Here is a 14475-nt window from a genome sequence, read left to right as displayed (position 1 = left end):
CAATCCCACGGCCACACTCCAATCCTGCTTGATCAAGAGGGAAGTGTGACACTTCTACTTTGCAGATGTGAGACATTCTAACTTTGCGCGTACATTGACAAAGCGCATAATGAGAATTATGTAACATAAATTTATACCTACGGTAGGAAAGGCCGCCAATCATTCTTGGCTATGACAAAGTGCGCCTGGAAGGATCGCAAGGAGGTGGCTGCGGACCGGCTTGGCGCAGAGCCTGGCAGGAGGTGATTGCGTTCTTAGGCTTCGATCCGGCGATCCGGAAGATCATTTACACCACGAACGCGATAGAAAGTTTGAACAGAGTGATCCGCAAATAGATCAAAACCCGCGGATCATTCCCGACCGAAGGCGCCGTCACTGAGCTGATCTACCTGGCTATCCGCAACCTCGAAAAAGGTGGACGAAATGTTCGGGAATGGTTTGCCGCCCGCAACTATTTTGCCATAATGTTTGATGATCGCTTCGTGCTTGAACGTATCTGAAACCCGCATGGGCCAACCCGGCTAAACAAAATTCATGACACGTCCCACGAAATCGTTGCTTCAGAGCCCGCCGACTATGCTACCCTAACGCCAGCAACCCAGGTTGCGCAGAGGCGCGGCCGCACATCGGCGACAGCCACACGGATAATATCCGCGCGCAGGCCGATGGCCAAAGAGCCACGATCAGTCAGGCCGGTCGCCTGCGCGGGGGTCGTCGTCACCGTGGCGATCGCACGCGGCAGGTCATTCCAGATCTCACCCAGTGCGAAGGCTGCCTGTATTAATCCCGCGGGCACGTAATCCGATGACAGTATATCCAGAAGATCGGCGCGTGCCAATTCGGCAGCCGCAACATTCCCAGAATGCGAGCCGCCCCGGATCAGGTTCGGGGCCCCCATGATGACCGCAATGCCTGCGGCGCGGCAGGCGCTTGCCGCCTCGATCGTCGTGGGGAATTCGGCGAGCCTGATACCCAGACCCGCCGACGTTTGAACCTGCGCGGCCGTGGTGTCGTCATGACTGGCCAGCACTGCGCCCATGCGCCCCGCCGCTGCCACTGCGGCCGCCTCGTGCGCGGCGCCCAGACGGGCCTGCAACGCTTTCTGCTGGGCAACATGATCGGCAAAACCAGCCTCTGAAAGGCCGTGCTTGCCGCAGACATAGGCGCGCAGCTTTTCCAGATCGCGGAACTGGCGCTGACCGGGGGTGTGATCCATCAGGGAAATCAGGCCGACCGCGTCATCGGTCCCGAACTCGTCCAGCTCCGCTATCAGCGTTTCCGAACATACCTCGGCGCGCAGATGGATCAGGTGATTGATCCGCAGTGCGCCAGCCTTGCGCAGAGCCAGCAATTCGCTGACCAGCCCCCGCGCATATTTGGCATAATTGGCAGAAGTATCCGAAACCACCGACCCGACGCGCATCGCGTCAAAAACTGTCGTAATTCCGCAAACGGCCAGCTCAGCGTCGTGGGCGAGGATGGCAGCATCGTGGGGCCAGTCAACGCCGGGACGCGGCTGGATGTGCCGTTCAAGGTTGTCCGTATGCAACTCGATCAACCCCGGCATCAGGACATCCCCGCCGCAGTCGACCGCCCCCGCAGGCACGTCCGGCCCCTCATCAATCGCGGAAATCTTGCCATCGGAAAGGGTTACCCGTCCGTGCATGACGCGGTTTCCCAGAACCAGCATCGCGTTGGCAAGACAGACCGGCGCTGTCATGGCAGTGTCATATGGATCGGTCACAGCCGCGGCAACAAAGGTAGGGTTTATGTCAGAGTTCATGCGATATGCCATTTATTATGTGCCCCGGATGCAGCCCCTTGCCGCTGCCGGAGCAGCGTGGCTGGGCTGGGATGTGTCTGCGGGCTGCACCGTCGCGCAACCGGACGTGCCCGGCATCGCCGCGTTGGCGCAAGCCCCGCGTAAATACGGTCTGCATGCCACCCTGAAGCCGCCCTTTGCTTTGGCGGACGGCACGCGCGTCGATGACCTTGACGCTGCCCTTGCGCAGTTTGCCAAGGCGCAAGCCCCCGTTAGCTTGGAAGGATTGCAGCTGGATCGACTGGGCCGTTTCCTCGCACTGGTCCCGGTCGGCGATCAAACGCATCTGACCGCGCTGGCGGCAAATTGCGTGCAAAACTTCGACATGTTTCGTGCGCCTGCCTCTGAAACAGAGGTTGCCCGCCGCCGCGCCGCCGGGCTGACGCCGGCGCAGGACGCGTATTTGATGCGCTGGGGCTATCCCTATGTCATCGATCAATTCCGCTTTCACATCACCCTGACCGGGTCCTTGGGTGACGACCAGTTGCGTGTAGCGCAAGATTGCCTGAAACAAGCGTTGCCTGCCCTGCCCGCACCGTTTTTGATCGACCAAATCGCTCTTGTCGGCCAGCAGGCAGACGGCTTTTTTCGCCTGATCCATAGCTATCCCCTCGCCGGGTAAATTCCCGCCAAAACCCGCATGACGGTGTCGTCTAACGGGCCGTCATTCGATACCGACATGACATTCAGGTCCGCCGGGACGCAGGCTGCATCGCGCGCCAGCCTTGCCGCGATCTCTGCCTCCGTCTCGCGCGCACGGCCTGCCAGCCGCTCCTGCAGTACCTTTGGTGACGCGGTCAGCGCCAGAACGACAAAGTCCGGTGCCAGATGAGCCGCCTCTGCCAGCACGGCGCGCGACAGATTGACGATGCAATCCTCTCCCCGCGCCAGCCGCGTCAGGACATTGCTCCTGATGCCATAGCGCAAGCCATGCGCCGCCCAATCCAAACAAAATAGACCCTGCGCAACCATCTCCTCAAAGTCGTCCTGCGAACGGGCGTCGAAATCCTCGCCGCCCGCATCAGCGTCGCGTGTGATGACACGCCGCACCCGGTGCAAAGCGGGCCGCACCCGGCAAAGCCCGTCGATAACGCTGTCCTTGCCCACCCCAGATGGGCCGACAACCGCGATCAAGCGTCCATGCGTCACGCGGCCATCCCCGGCGTAAAACGTGCGACGTCGATGGTCCTATCGCAGACCTGGTCGCGTGCCTCTGTATCGTGAAAAATGCCAACAATGGCCGCCCCCCGCGCCTTGGCCGCAAGGATCAAGTCCAGCACGACGGCGCGGTTACGGGCATCAAGGCTCGCGGTCGGCTCGTCCAATAACAGCGCCGGATAGTCATGTGCGAACCCCCGCGCGATATTTACCCGCTGCTGTTCCCCGCCGGAAAAAGTGGTAGGCGACAGGCGCCACAATGTGCGCGGAATGTTGAGCTGCGCCAGCAAATCTGCGGCACGCGCCTGCGCCGTGGCCTCTGGCACGCCAAGCGCCAACAGCGGCTCTGCCACCACATCCAGCGTCGGGACCCGAGGGACGACCCGCAGGAACTGGCTAACATATCCCAAGGTCTCGCGGCGCAACGCCAAGATTTCGCGGGGGGCCGCCGTTGCGACATCGACGTCGCCCACAATGATCCGCCCGCTTGCAGCTAAATAATTGCCATAGATCATCCGCATCAGAGTCGACTTGCCAGCACCAGAGGCGCCGACAAGCCCGACGCATTCACCCGGGGCCACCGACAGCGCCGCATCGCGCATCACCTCAATCACCGCACCGCCCTGATTGTGCAGTGTGAATGTCTTCGTCAGGTCCGAAATTTCGATCATGGCGTCCATCTTCTTCTGGTTCCAAATACCTCGGGGGGGCGGCGCAGCCGCGGGGGCAGCGCCCCCTGTCACACCTGCAACACGGAACTCACCAACAGCTGGGTGTAGCCATGCTGCGGATCATCCAAAACCTGATCGGTCAGACCGGTTTCCACGACATCACCGCCCTTCATTACCATCAACCGGTCCGCCAGCAGGCGCACGACGGCCAAGTCATGCGTCACGATGATCGCCGACAACCCCATGTCCCGCACCAGACCGCGCAGCAGGTCCAACAGCCGCGCTTGCACGCTGACATCTAGGCCGCCCGTCGGCTCATCCATGAACACCAAACGTGGTCCGGTCACCAGATTGCGCGCAATCTGCAACCGCTGCTGCATGCCACCCGAAAAAGTCGTGGGCCGGTCATCGATCCGGTCAGCGCGGATTTCTACCCGGTCCAGCCAGTCAATCGCACTGGCACGGATCGCGCCGTAATTGCGCGCGCCCACCGCCATCAAACGCTCGCCAACATTGCCGCCCGCACTTACCCCCATCCGCAAGCCGTCGCGGGCGTGCTGGTGGACAAAAGCCCAATCGGTGCGCGATAGCATCCGCCGCTCTGGCTCACTCATCGCCCGCGTATCGCGGGGACCGGCATCGCGCGTGTCAAAGATCACCTGCCCCGCATCCGGCACCACATGCCCCGCCATACTGTTCAGCAGTGTGGACTTTCCAGACCCGCTTTCGCCGACAATCCCCATGACCTCGCCCGGGAATAAATCGAACGACACGTCCCGGCAGCCGATGTGCCGCCCGTAAGTCTTGGTCAGCCCCTTAACCTGTAACAAAGGCGTCATGCGGCATACTCCTTGTTATCGCTGCCCCGGTGGCCATCCACCTGCCGCCCGGCGCAATAATCCGTGTCCGAACATACGAACATGCGCCCGCCCGCATCGTCCACGATAACCTCGTCTAAATAGCTGTCCTGCGCGCCGCAAAGCCCGCAAGGATGATCTGCCTTGCTGGCGACAAAGGGATGATCCTCGAAATCAAGGCTGACGACACGCGTGAAGGGTGGCAGCGCATAGATGCGTTGCTCGCGCCCCGCGCCGAAAAGCTGGATCGCGGCCATCTCCATCTTGGGGTTGTCGAACTTCGGGATCGGTGACGGGTCCATGACGTAGCGGTCCGCCACCTTAACCGGATAGGCATAGGCGGTGGCAATATGCCCGTGGCGACTGATGTCCTCATACAGCTTCACATGCATCAGCCCGTATTCCTCCAGCGCATGCATCTTGCGCGTCTCCGACTCGCGCGGCTCTAGAAACCGCAGGGGTTCCGGGATCGGCACCTGATAGACAAGAATCTGACCGTCCCGCAGCGGCTCTTCGGGGATACGGTGGCGAGTCTGAATAACAGTGGCATCAGCCGTCGCCGTCGTCACCGCAATCTGCGCCGTGCGTTCAAAGAACCTGCGGATCGAAACTGCATTCGTCGTGTCGTCGGCCCCCTGATCGATGACCTTCAACGTATCCTCGGGGCACAGCACGGCAGCGCTGACCTGCACACCGCCCGTGCCCCAGCCATAGGGCATCGGCATTTCCCGACTAGCAAAGGGCACCTGATACCCGGGGATCGCCAAACCCTTTAGGATCGCGCGGCGGATCATCCGCTTGGTTTGCTCGTCCAGATAAGCAAAGTTGTAATCAGACACGCGACATTCCCCGTTGATCTTGCAAATTAAACGCCCACCCGAGGCTGCCCTGCGACACGCAAGGCATCATTCCGCACCCTGCCCGGTGGCATCCCGGCGCAGTTTGCGCACCAATTCCAGCTCTGACTGAAAATCAACATAATGTGGTAATTTGATATGCTCTAAGAATCCCGTCGCCTGAATGTTGTCGCAATGATACAGCACGAATTCCGCATCCTGCGCAGGCGCGCCCTGATCATCCTCGCCCAACTCTTCCCAGCGCAGCGCCCGGTCGACCAGCGCCATAGAGATCGCCTTGCGCTCAGTCTGGCCAAATACAAGACCATAACCACGCGTGAACTGCGCCGGCTCTGTCTTGGACCCGGTGAATTGGTTCACCGTCTCGCATTCGGTCAAGGTGATCTCGCCGATCTCGATACTGATCCCCAGCTCTGGGATCTCCATCTCGACCGGCACTGTCCCGATGCGCAATTCGCCGACAAAGGCATGGTTGCGGGCGTAGCCGCGCTGCGTGGAATAGGCCATGCCCAGCACAAAGCCTTCGTCACCCCGCGTCAATGCCTGCAACCGCAGCGCTCGCGCGGCGGGTAATTCTAGCGGCGCGCGGGTCAGGTCGGGCGCGGGTGTGCCATCGCAGGTTTCCTGTGCAATCAGACCCTCGCTGTTTAGAAACGACATGACATGCGGGACCGGAGCTGGATCGACCGGCATTTCGGGTGCCGCAGGCACGTCGCCGTCCGCAGCCAGCATGAAATCCAGCAGGCGGTGGGTGTAATCAAATGTAGGCCCAAGCACCTGCCCACCGGGCAAATCCTTAAAGGTTGCGCTGATGCGGCGGTCACAAGCCATTGCACCGGTATCCACCGGAAGGCTGGACCCGAAACGCGGTAAAGTGGTGCGATAGGCGCGGATTAGAAAGATCGCCTCGATCAGATCGCCCCGCGCCTGCTTGATGGCCAACGCCGCGAGGTCAGGATCATAAAGCGACCCCTCGGCCATGACCCGGTTCACGGCGAGCGTCATCTGTTCGCGGATCTGCGCTGTGGTCAGCTCTGGCACAGCTAGGTCACCGCGCCGTTCCTCGGCCAGCCAAGCATGGGCATTATCGATGGCGCGTTCGCCCCCCTTTACGGCGACATACATCAGCGGGCCCCTTTCGTCGTGCGCGGCAGGGCGGCAATACGATCGCCGCAGGTGAAATAGAAATCGATCCCCAAGGGATATCGGGCGACACGTGCGGCCAGCAGACCGTCCGGCAGCGATAGGGTCGCCGTCTGTGCAATGCCGGGGCCGGTCAGCGTAGCGCCGGTGTTCGTCAGCGCTGCGACTTCCACGATCAGCGTCGCGGATCGGTCGGGATAGTCCGGTGTGCCGACCGCGTATGCGTCCAGCGGCGCCAAAGCATCCCAGTCACCGACCGCGAACATGGCATCCGCCCGCCCCACCAATGGTGCGCCAAGGTGGAACCGCACCCACTTACGCACCCCGTCGGTGTCACAGGTCCCTGCCAGATGCAGCGGCGTTTCTGCGTCGCACAGAGTGGACAGCAGCGTCGCGGCCGCAACCGACATCGGCGCAGGCGCTGTGCAGCCATTCAGGGTCTGGATCGTGCCGGGGCGGGCCATCGCCTCCATGCCAGCGCGAAAGGCGCGGGCGGCGTCGCGGGCGGGGTCAATGAACCCACCTTGCAGGGCTGCGTTGTCCATCAGTCTTCCCCCCGGACCAGCGTAAAGAATTCGACCCGCGTCGCCGCAGCCTTCGCAGCGCGCGACTTTTGCCGTGCCGCCGCCTCTGCCGCGAGGGGGGCCGTTACAGTAGCGTGGACCCGGTCCGCGTGATCGGTTTGCAGCAGCGCATCCACGACGGCCGCCGCACGCGCGTCAGTCTTTGACCGGCCCTGCACATAACCATGCCCGACGGTGCCGCAGGGCAATTGCAAACTGCACCGTGTCACGGTCATCTCACCCAGATTGAACGCATTGCCGGTTCCGCCAGCACGCCCTTGCACCATGACGCTGCCGGCCTCTGGCCGTCGCAGATCGGTCGCGGGCGGAACCGGACCGACCTGCGACAGCAGCGATGCGATGCGGCCCTGCGGTGCGCGTGCCAGCAATCCTAGCCAGGTCTTGCGGTCGGTGCTTTCGGTCATCTCGACAACTCGATTAGATTACTATATAACTAGACAAATGTTACGCCCGCCCGCGATCCGTCGCAACACAAGAGATGTGAAACTTTCATGACGCGCACACCTGTCTGGTCCGCCATTGCAACAGCGTTACGCGATGACATCGCGCAGGGACGCTACACATCCGGCGACCAAATGCCGACAGAGGCCGCCTTAGCCGCGCGCTTTGGTGTCAATCGCCACACGGTCCGGCACGCATTGAAACATCTATCGGAAGAAGGCCGCGTGCATGCCCGGCGCGGCGCCGGCGTCTTTGTCACCGCAGGGGCGGCAACCTATCCGATTGGCGGGCGGGTCAGCTTTCACCGCAATCTGTCAGCCGCCGGGCGGATGCCCGGGCGGCAGATCCTGACGCTGGACCGCCGTCACCCGACCCCGACTGAGGCGCGTATCCTTGGTCTGGACGATCCAGCCACCATTATTCTGGCGACAGGCGTTTCCTTCGCTGACGGCACACCCATCGCGCTCTTCACATCATGCTTTCCCGGCTGGCTGCCCGACCGGTTCGAGGCGGACTTGAAAACGACAGAAAGTGTCACGCAAGCCTTGGCGCTGTCAGGGATTACAGACTGGACCCGGACATCAACACACATTTCGGCTCGCAACGCGTCGGCAGTGCAGGCAGGCCAACTGCGGGTCAAGGAAGGCGCGGCCTTGATCCTGTCAGAGTCTGTCAATCGCAGCGCCGACGGACGTGCCGTAGAATTCGGACAAACATGGTTCGCAGGGGACCGGGTGACGCTGCATATGCAAGGCGGCGACAGCGCAGCGTCACACGGCTGATACACGATTGCGCGACACCCGCCGAAACATCAGCGGAGCCAGCCCATGACACCTCATCTGACCCTCACAGGTGCCCGCGTATTGCAAGGCGATGACTTGCGTGATGGCGTCCTGTCAATCGACCAGGGCCAGATTACCGATACCGCAGGCCTAACCGTTGACCTGCGCGGCTATGACCTGCTGCCGGGGATCATCGATCTGCACGGCGACGCGTTCGAGCGGCATATCGCGCCCCGTCCCGCCGCGCCATTTCCGCTGATCGACGGGTTGCGCGGCACTGACCGGGACATGGCCACCCACGGCGTCACGACCGCATTTCTGGCCCAAAGCTGGTCATGGGAAGGCGGTTTGCGTGGTGCAGATTACGCCGAAACGGTGATGGCCGGGCTAGCCGCCTACAGATCAGAAGCACTTTGCGACCTGCACCTGCAAATCCGGTATGAGACCTTTGCGCTAGACACGGCTGACCGTCTGCTGGCGGCGTTGCACAAGCATGGCACAGGCTATGTCGTCTTTAACAACCACATGAATGAACCCGCGTTTCTGGCGCAGCATAATCCCGCCGCGCTGGCCAGTTGGGCGCTACGCGCTGGCTACAACATGCCGGACTTCGTCGCCCTTGCGGACGGCGTTGCGGCCCGCAGCGCAGAGGTTCCAACCTCTGTCGCGCGGCTGGCACGGGCGTTCAGAGCGATGGGCGTGCGCAGTGGGTCGCATGACGATACTGATGCTGCCACACGGCACCGCTTTGCCGCCCTTGGTGCGGATATCTGCGAATTTCCGACGACCGTGGCAGCGGCGCAAGCTGCCCGCGACTTAGGCAACCCTGTCCTGATGGGCGCGCCCAATGTGGCGCGGGGCGGCAGCCAGTCGGGCAACATCGCCGCCATCGACCTGATCCGCGCAGGGCTGTGCGATGCGTTGGTCTCGGATTACCATTACCCCGCACTGGGGGCAGCGGCCTTTCGGCTGGTTGATGACGGCGTCATGGGACTGGCCCAGGCTTGGGCCATGATCTCAACCGCGCCTGCCCGGATTATGGGTCTGACGGATCGCGGCACGCTGGTGCCGGGCCAGCGCGCGGACGTTGCGATCGTGAACCGCGCGACGCGCCGCATCGAAGGCACTATCGCGGGGGGCCGCATCGCTTATCTGTCGGGTGCAGTCGCGGCGCGCATGATCGACGCGTCAGCCGTAACGCTTGACAAACGCCGTAGCGCTTAGGCTGCGAAAATCGTCCAGCGCGGTGCGCAGGCGGTCATGGGGCCAGTCCCACCATGCCAGCGCCAGCAAGTCGGCCACCACCGCCGGATCGTGGCGATCCCGCAGTTTGGCCGCAGGCGTGCCCGCGACGATGGTATAGGGTGCCACGTCCCGTGTGACGATGGCACCGGATGCAACGATGGCACCGTGGCCAATCGTGACCTCTGGCTTGATCATCGCGGCGTGGCCGATCCAAGTGTCATGACCGATCCATGTCGTCCGCGACCGGCGGTGCGCAAAGAACACCGCGTCGTTTTCGGCATCATCCCAGTAGTCGGCGGCGCGATACAAAAAGTGATGCATCGACGCCGTGTCCATCGGATGATCCGTCGCCCCGATCCGCACAAAGGCCGCGATATTGGCGAACTTGCCGACTTGCGTATTGGCAATATCGGCGTATCGGTCGCAATAGCTGTAGTCATCCAAATGGCTGTTCTGGATCCGACTGCCGCGCCCGATCTCGCAGTAGCGGCCAAAAGTAACATCCGTCAGCTCGCAATCGGGGTGGACGCAGGGGTCTTCGGTCAAGCGTGCCATCATTCCCCCTTGATCAGCTTGCGCCGCAACCAGCCAGAGATTGTGTCCATCACCATCACCATCAGCACGATCAGGATGATATAGTAGGTCACCTCTTCCCAATCTTTCTGGGTTTGCATCGCCTGCGTCAGCAACAGACCGATACCGCCGCCCGTAATCGCCCCGATGATTGTGGCGGACCGGGTGTTGGATTCCAGAAAATATAGCGCCTGTGACAGCAGCACCGGCGTTACCTGCGGAATGACGCCGAAACGATATCGCTGGACGGTACTGGCCCCCGTGGATGCGATGCCTTCGATCTGTTTGTCATCGACGTTTTCCAGCGCTTCCGAGAAGATCTTGCCGAAGCTGCCGGTATCCGTCACCAGAATGGCTAGCGCCCCTGTCAGCGGTCCGGGGCCAAAGGCGCGCGACAGCATGATCGTCCAGATCAACGCATCGACCCCCCGCACGAAGTCGAAAACCCTGCGAAACCCGAAGCGGACGATGCGCAGCGGCGTAAAGTTGCGCGCCGCCAGAAAGGCCAGCGGCAAAGCGATCATCGCGGCCCCAAAGGTGCCGAGAAAGGCCATCAAGATCGTCTCGCCAATCGCCCAGACGACGTCGGAATGCCGCCACATTCGGTTCGACCAAAAATCCTGCCACACGCCGGTCAGGTTGCTCCGGTTCGCGTCCAGTTGCGGCCCGAATGCCAGAGCCAGCGGGCCGTGACCAAAGTACGGACTATCGAGCGTGAAAAAGAACAGCTCCCACCCCGGCTGATAGTGAAAAACCTCAGTCTTGGTCCGGGTCAGGGTGACGCGGCCATGGGGCGTTGTGATGCCAAGGCGGGTGCCGGACTGGCTGATCCAATCGGGGGCATCGCCGGGCTGATTACTGGTGACACGGCCATTCACAAGGGACGCCTCGATCAGCGGATAGCCCGGTAAGGACAGGGTAAAGGCATTATCCGGCAGCAGGGTCACGACCTCTTCACCGCCAAGGTCGATGATGGTCGTGTTACCGTCAGTCGTCATCCAGTCTGGGCGCATGCCGCCGGGATACGTGCCCTTACGCTCGCCCTCGATCGCGACCTCAATATCGCCGCTGCGGCTGTCGCGGGTCACGTGGGTTTTGTAGCTGACCGCGTCCGACAATAGGATCGCGGCATTGTCCAACCGCGCGCGCCCCGCCAGACCGGGCAGTTCAAAGGCAAAGAAGATATAGGTCAGATACAGCAGGATCACCGCAGGCACGGCAAGCGTGGCAATCTTTTTGCGCTGAACGTGGCGGGTGGCGCTGGCCTGCAACAGGCCCAGATCGGCAACGGTCATAGTGCGGCCCCTTTGGTCAAACGGTTGCGGACGATGGACGAAAGTTGATCGAACACCACGATCGTCCCGAATAGCAGCAGAAAGATCGCCGCCGCCTCGTCGAATTTGCCCTGCCCCCATGACATCGCGTTCTTCAGCTCGTAACCGATCCCGCCCGCGCCGACGAAACCAAGGATCGCGCTGGCGCGAATGTTGATTTCAAACCGAAGCAGGGCATAGGACAGGTAATTTGGCGCCACCTGCGGCAACACGCCCAGCAGCATCCGCTGAGACCAATTGGCCCCCACCGAAGACAGCCCCTCGACCGGTTTCAGGTCGGCGTTTTCGCTGACTTCTGAAAAAAGCTTACCCAGCGCGCCAGAGGTGTGAAACGCGATGGCGATCATCGCAGGCACGGGGCCGCCGCCCATGACAAAGATCAGTACAAGCGCGATGACGATTTCGGGCACCGCGCGCATGATGTCCATGATGCGCCGGAACAGCGGTGTCAGCCGGGGCCAAAGCGCCAGGCCGCGTGTCGACAACAGCGACAGGACCAGACCGAACAACGCCCCCAGCAGGGTCGACACGGCAGCGATATTGATGGTTTCCAGCAGCGCCGGGAAATAAGTCAGCATGTGGGCGGGCAATTGGGTGCGCTTCTGCCATGCTTCGCTTATCACGCCTGCGGGAAAATCCCCAAGCTGGGACAGGCCTGACCAGAATCCGCCCGCGTTGCGCCCGTCAGCTATAACAAATCCGCTGGACATCAGCAGCACAAAAATCAGCAGCGTCAGCCCGCCATAAAGCCGCCGGCGGGCCACCAGTGCAAGGTATCCGTCCTGGATGCCGCTTCGTCTGTCAGGGTCGGCAAAGGTCATGGTCTGTCCTGATGATCACATGAAAAAACGGGTCCCGGCCTGCGCCGGAACCCGCGATGTTGTCAAAAATGGCTTCAGTTCGACGCTGCTTTGCGAACCGCGATGATGCTCTCGTAATAGGAATGGTCGATCGGCACGAAGCCCGATGTATCGCCTGCCGCTACGCCGTATGCGCAGTCGGCATCCTTGGCCTGAAGTCCCGCGACCAGATCGGTCATGATCTGTTTGACATCATCAGGCAGCGCGTTGCGAACAACGACGGGGCCTTCTGGGATCGGCTTGGATTTCCAGATCTCGACCATGTCGTTCATGTCGACCAGACCCGCGTCCACGGCCTTGCGCAGTGCGCCAGAGTTGTAGCCGTCTTCCCAGTTGCCCTGACCGTCGGCCCAGGTCACGCCTGCATCGATATCACCGTTGTTGGCCGCAACGATGGTCTGCTCGTGACCACCGGTAAAGACGACCTCACCAAAGAAGTCTTCCATCGGCATGCCGATTTCGGCGGGGATTTCGACAGAGGGGATCAAAAAGCCAGAGGTGGAATTCGGATCACCGAAGCCGAATTTCTTACCCTTGGCGTCCTGCAGGGACGTAATACCGCTGTCTTTGCGCGCGATCCCGATGGAGTGATATGTATAAGAGCCGTCGAGGTTCGCCTTGACCAGCACAGGCGTCACGACCTCTGGATCTTCAAGGTAGACGGCGGCATAGGACGACGCACCCAGCCACGCCATGTCGAGCGTGCCGCCAAGCAGGCCTTGGATAACGCCGTTGTAGTCGGACGGGGCGAAAAGCTGCACTGGCACGCCAAGCGCTTCTTCGGTGTAGGACTTAAGGCACTCGTAAGAGTTCATGCGATCCTGCGCATTTTCGCCGCCCAGAATGCCAATGCGGAATTCAGTGATGGCGTCTTGGGCGTGAGCCGCACCCGTCAGGGCAGTAGTCGCGAGTGCGATGGCGATCAGTCGGTTCATGGTCGTCTCCGGTTTATGATCCTGTCGGCGCACCGATCAGGCAGGGTGGAAAAGGGTCAGACGAAGGCTTCCGCTTCACGGATCAGCGATTGCTCTAGCGTCTCGATCTGGGTGGATGTCGCGGCCTCTGAAAACGAGGCGTCCGCGCCATAAATGTCGCGGGCAACGCCGGTCGTTAGCTGCGCGGGCGTGCCGTCAAACACGATGCGTCCCTGCCGCATGCCGATTACGCGGTCGCAATAGCGGCGGGCCGTATCAAGGGTGTGCAAGTTGGCGATAACCGTGCGGCCGTCCTCGTCATGGATGCGGCGCAAGGCGTCCATTACAATCTGCGCGTTCATCGGGTCGAGCGAGGCAATGGGTTCATCGGCAAGGATGATCGCCGGGTCCTGCATCAAGGCGCGGGCGATGGCCACGCGCTGCTGTTGGCCGCCAGACAATGCCTCTGCACGTTTCGGCGCGTGATCGGCAATGCCAAGACGATCAAGGATCGCAATGGCGCGGTGAATGTCTTCGGTCGGATACAAGTTGAACATCGTCGACAGCGTCGACCGCCGGTTCAGCGTGCCGTGCAGCACGTTGCTGACCACATCCATGCGCGGCACAAGATTGAACTGCTGAAAGATCATAGCGCATTGCGACTGCCACTGGCGGCGCGCGCTGCCCCGCAGCGAGGTAACATCCGCGCCGCGGTAAGTAATCGCACCGCTGGTCGCATCCGTCAGCCGGTTCATCATGCGCAAAAAGGTGGACTTGCCGGCACCCGAGGCACCGATGATCCCGATCATGCAAGGGCCAGCCACGTCGAACGATATCTTATCCACCGCCGTGCGTTCGCCAAAGCGTTTCGTTAGTGTCTTGACCTGCAGCATAGACATCCCCCCGGGCGTTTCGATTGGGGGACACCTAGGGTCTGCAGGATTCAGTTTTGTTTAAGGGTTGTGACGGTACCGTGACAATGCAGGGTTCATTCCAACTTTATAGAGGTCGCAAGGAATGATGCACTATCCACATTTGCAATGAGGTTTCCCTTTTTTAGATCAGCGTTTTTGCTTTGATCTACCGAAGTACAAAGTCGCATTATTTATCTGAAGGCCGTAACCCGCTCCCTGCAAAGAGCGATCATCGCCTCTGCTCGCTCCTGGATATCACGGTCCATACCGGGAAGATCAGGCACAGAAACCCCCTCTATGGCTTCGGCGAAGCGCTGCAA

The 14475-nt window shown here is 61.3% G+C and carries 16 protein-coding genes and 1 pseudogene; 4 read left to right on the top strand and 13 right to left on the bottom strand.

The features are described 5' to 3' along the window. Window positions 1-215: 215 nt before the first annotated feature. Window positions 216-500 (top strand): annotated as a pseudogene (locus BM131_RS18990) (transposase); the annotation flags it as partial. A 74-nt stretch (window positions 501-574) separates the two neighbouring features. Here BM131_RS18990 and BM131_RS18985 read toward each other — a convergent pair. Further along, window positions 575-1720, bottom strand: coding sequence for an alpha-D-ribose 1-methylphosphonate 5-triphosphate diphosphatase (locus BM131_RS18985; RefSeq protein ID WP_090191973.1), 1146 nt, complete (start codon window positions 1718-1720; stop codon window positions 575-577). Between the two features lie 49 nt (window positions 1721-1769). On the opposite strand from BM131_RS18985, the gene BM131_RS18980 reads away from it, so the two are divergent. Beyond that, on the top strand, window positions 1770-2444 hold the full coding sequence (locus tag BM131_RS18980) for a DUF1045 domain-containing protein (RefSeq protein WP_090191971.1): 675 nt from the start codon (window positions 1770-1772) through the stop codon (window positions 2442-2444). On the opposite strand, the gene phnN is transcribed toward BM131_RS18980, so the two are convergent. The 7 genes from phnN to phnG all read right to left on the bottom strand — a co-directional run bounded on the left by phnN (window position 2426) and on the right by phnG (window position 7496). Next, entirely contained in the window at window positions 2426-2971 is a 546-nt protein-coding gene (gene phnN, locus BM131_RS18975) for a phosphonate metabolism protein/1,5-bisphosphokinase (PRPP-forming) PhnN (RefSeq protein WP_090191969.1), read from the bottom strand. The two genes, BM131_RS18980 and phnN, sit on opposite strands and share 19 nt — an antisense overlap. Continuing rightward, on the bottom strand, window positions 2968-3651 hold the full coding sequence (gene phnL, locus BM131_RS18970) for a phosphonate C-P lyase system protein PhnL (RefSeq protein ID WP_090191977.1): 684 nt from the start codon (window positions 3649-3651) through the stop codon (window positions 2968-2970). Before phnL ends, phnN begins: the two co-directional genes overlap by 4 nt. 68 nt (window positions 3652-3719) lie before the next feature. Beyond that, window positions 3720-4490, bottom strand: a complete 771-nt coding sequence (phnK, locus tag BM131_RS18965; protein WP_090191967.1) for a phosphonate C-P lyase system protein PhnK — start codon at window positions 4488-4490, stop codon at window positions 3720-3722. Beyond that, on the bottom strand, window positions 4487-5347 hold the full coding sequence (locus BM131_RS18960; protein WP_090191965.1) for an alpha-D-ribose 1-methylphosphonate 5-phosphate C-P-lyase PhnJ: 861 nt from the start codon (window positions 5345-5347) through the stop codon (window positions 4487-4489). Before BM131_RS18960 ends, phnK begins: the two co-directional genes overlap by 4 nt. Before the next feature lie 66 nt (window positions 5348-5413). Beyond that, entirely contained in the window at window positions 5414-6490 is a 1077-nt protein-coding gene (locus BM131_RS18955) for a carbon-phosphorus lyase complex subunit (RefSeq protein WP_090191963.1), read from the bottom strand. Then, window positions 6490-7053: a phosphonate C-P lyase system protein PhnH gene (gene phnH / locus BM131_RS18950; protein WP_090191960.1), complete on the bottom strand. Its 564-nt coding sequence runs from the start codon at window positions 7051-7053 to the stop codon at window positions 6490-6492. The genes BM131_RS18955 and phnH overlap by 1 nt, the downstream gene beginning before the upstream one ends. Beyond that, window positions 7053-7496, bottom strand: coding sequence for a phosphonate C-P lyase system protein PhnG (phnG, locus tag BM131_RS18945; RefSeq protein WP_090191959.1), 444 nt, complete (start codon window positions 7494-7496; stop codon window positions 7053-7055). Before phnG ends, phnH begins: the two co-directional genes overlap by 1 nt. A gap of 87 nt (window positions 7497-7583) precedes the next feature. Between phnG and phnF the strand changes: the two genes are divergently transcribed. Continuing rightward, a complete protein-coding gene (gene phnF / locus BM131_RS18940) occupies window positions 7584-8315 on the top strand; it encodes a phosphonate metabolism transcriptional regulator PhnF (protein ID WP_090191958.1) in 732 nt (243 codons plus the stop codon). Between the two features lie 45 nt (window positions 8316-8360). Continuing rightward, window positions 8361-9539: an alpha-D-ribose 1-methylphosphonate 5-triphosphate diphosphatase gene (locus tag BM131_RS18935; protein ID WP_090191957.1), complete on the top strand. Its 1179-nt coding sequence runs from the start codon at window positions 8361-8363 to the stop codon at window positions 9537-9539. Here the strand turns inward: BM131_RS18935 and BM131_RS18930 are convergent. From BM131_RS18930 to phnC, 5 genes are all read right to left on the bottom strand, one after another. Continuing rightward, window positions 9504-10115, bottom strand: a complete 612-nt coding sequence (locus BM131_RS18930; RefSeq protein WP_090191955.1) for an LbetaH domain-containing protein — start codon at window positions 10113-10115, stop codon at window positions 9504-9506. The two genes, BM131_RS18935 and BM131_RS18930, sit on opposite strands and share 36 nt — an antisense overlap. Then, window positions 10115-11428, bottom strand: coding sequence for a phosphonate ABC transporter, permease protein PhnE (gene phnE / locus BM131_RS18925; RefSeq protein ID WP_090191954.1), 1314 nt, complete (start codon window positions 11426-11428; stop codon window positions 10115-10117). The genes BM131_RS18930 and phnE (BM131_RS18925) overlap by 1 nt, the downstream gene beginning before the upstream one ends. Beyond that, on the bottom strand, window positions 11425-12288 hold the full coding sequence (gene phnE / locus BM131_RS18920; protein WP_090191952.1) for a phosphonate ABC transporter, permease protein PhnE: 864 nt from the start codon (window positions 12286-12288) through the stop codon (window positions 11425-11427). Before phnE (BM131_RS18920) ends, phnE (BM131_RS18925) begins: the two co-directional genes overlap by 4 nt. A gap of 74 nt (window positions 12289-12362) precedes the next feature. Then, on the bottom strand, window positions 12363-13262 hold the full coding sequence (phnD, locus tag BM131_RS18915; RefSeq protein WP_090191951.1) for a phosphonate ABC transporter substrate-binding protein: 900 nt from the start codon (window positions 13260-13262) through the stop codon (window positions 12363-12365). 56 nt (window positions 13263-13318) lie between these two features. Continuing rightward, complete coding sequence (phnC, locus tag BM131_RS18910) at window positions 13319-14134, bottom strand: phosphonate ABC transporter ATP-binding protein (protein ID WP_090191975.1); 816 nt, start codon at window positions 14132-14134, stop codon at window positions 13319-13321. Window positions 14135-14475: the final 341 nt, after the last annotated feature.

The sequence above is a fragment of the Loktanella salsilacus genome, from assembly GCF_900114485.1.
GTDB classification, from domain to species: Bacteria; Pseudomonadota; Alphaproteobacteria; order Rhodobacterales; family Rhodobacteraceae; genus Loktanella; species Loktanella salsilacus.
This window is presented reverse-complemented; position numbering and strand designations above follow the sequence as displayed.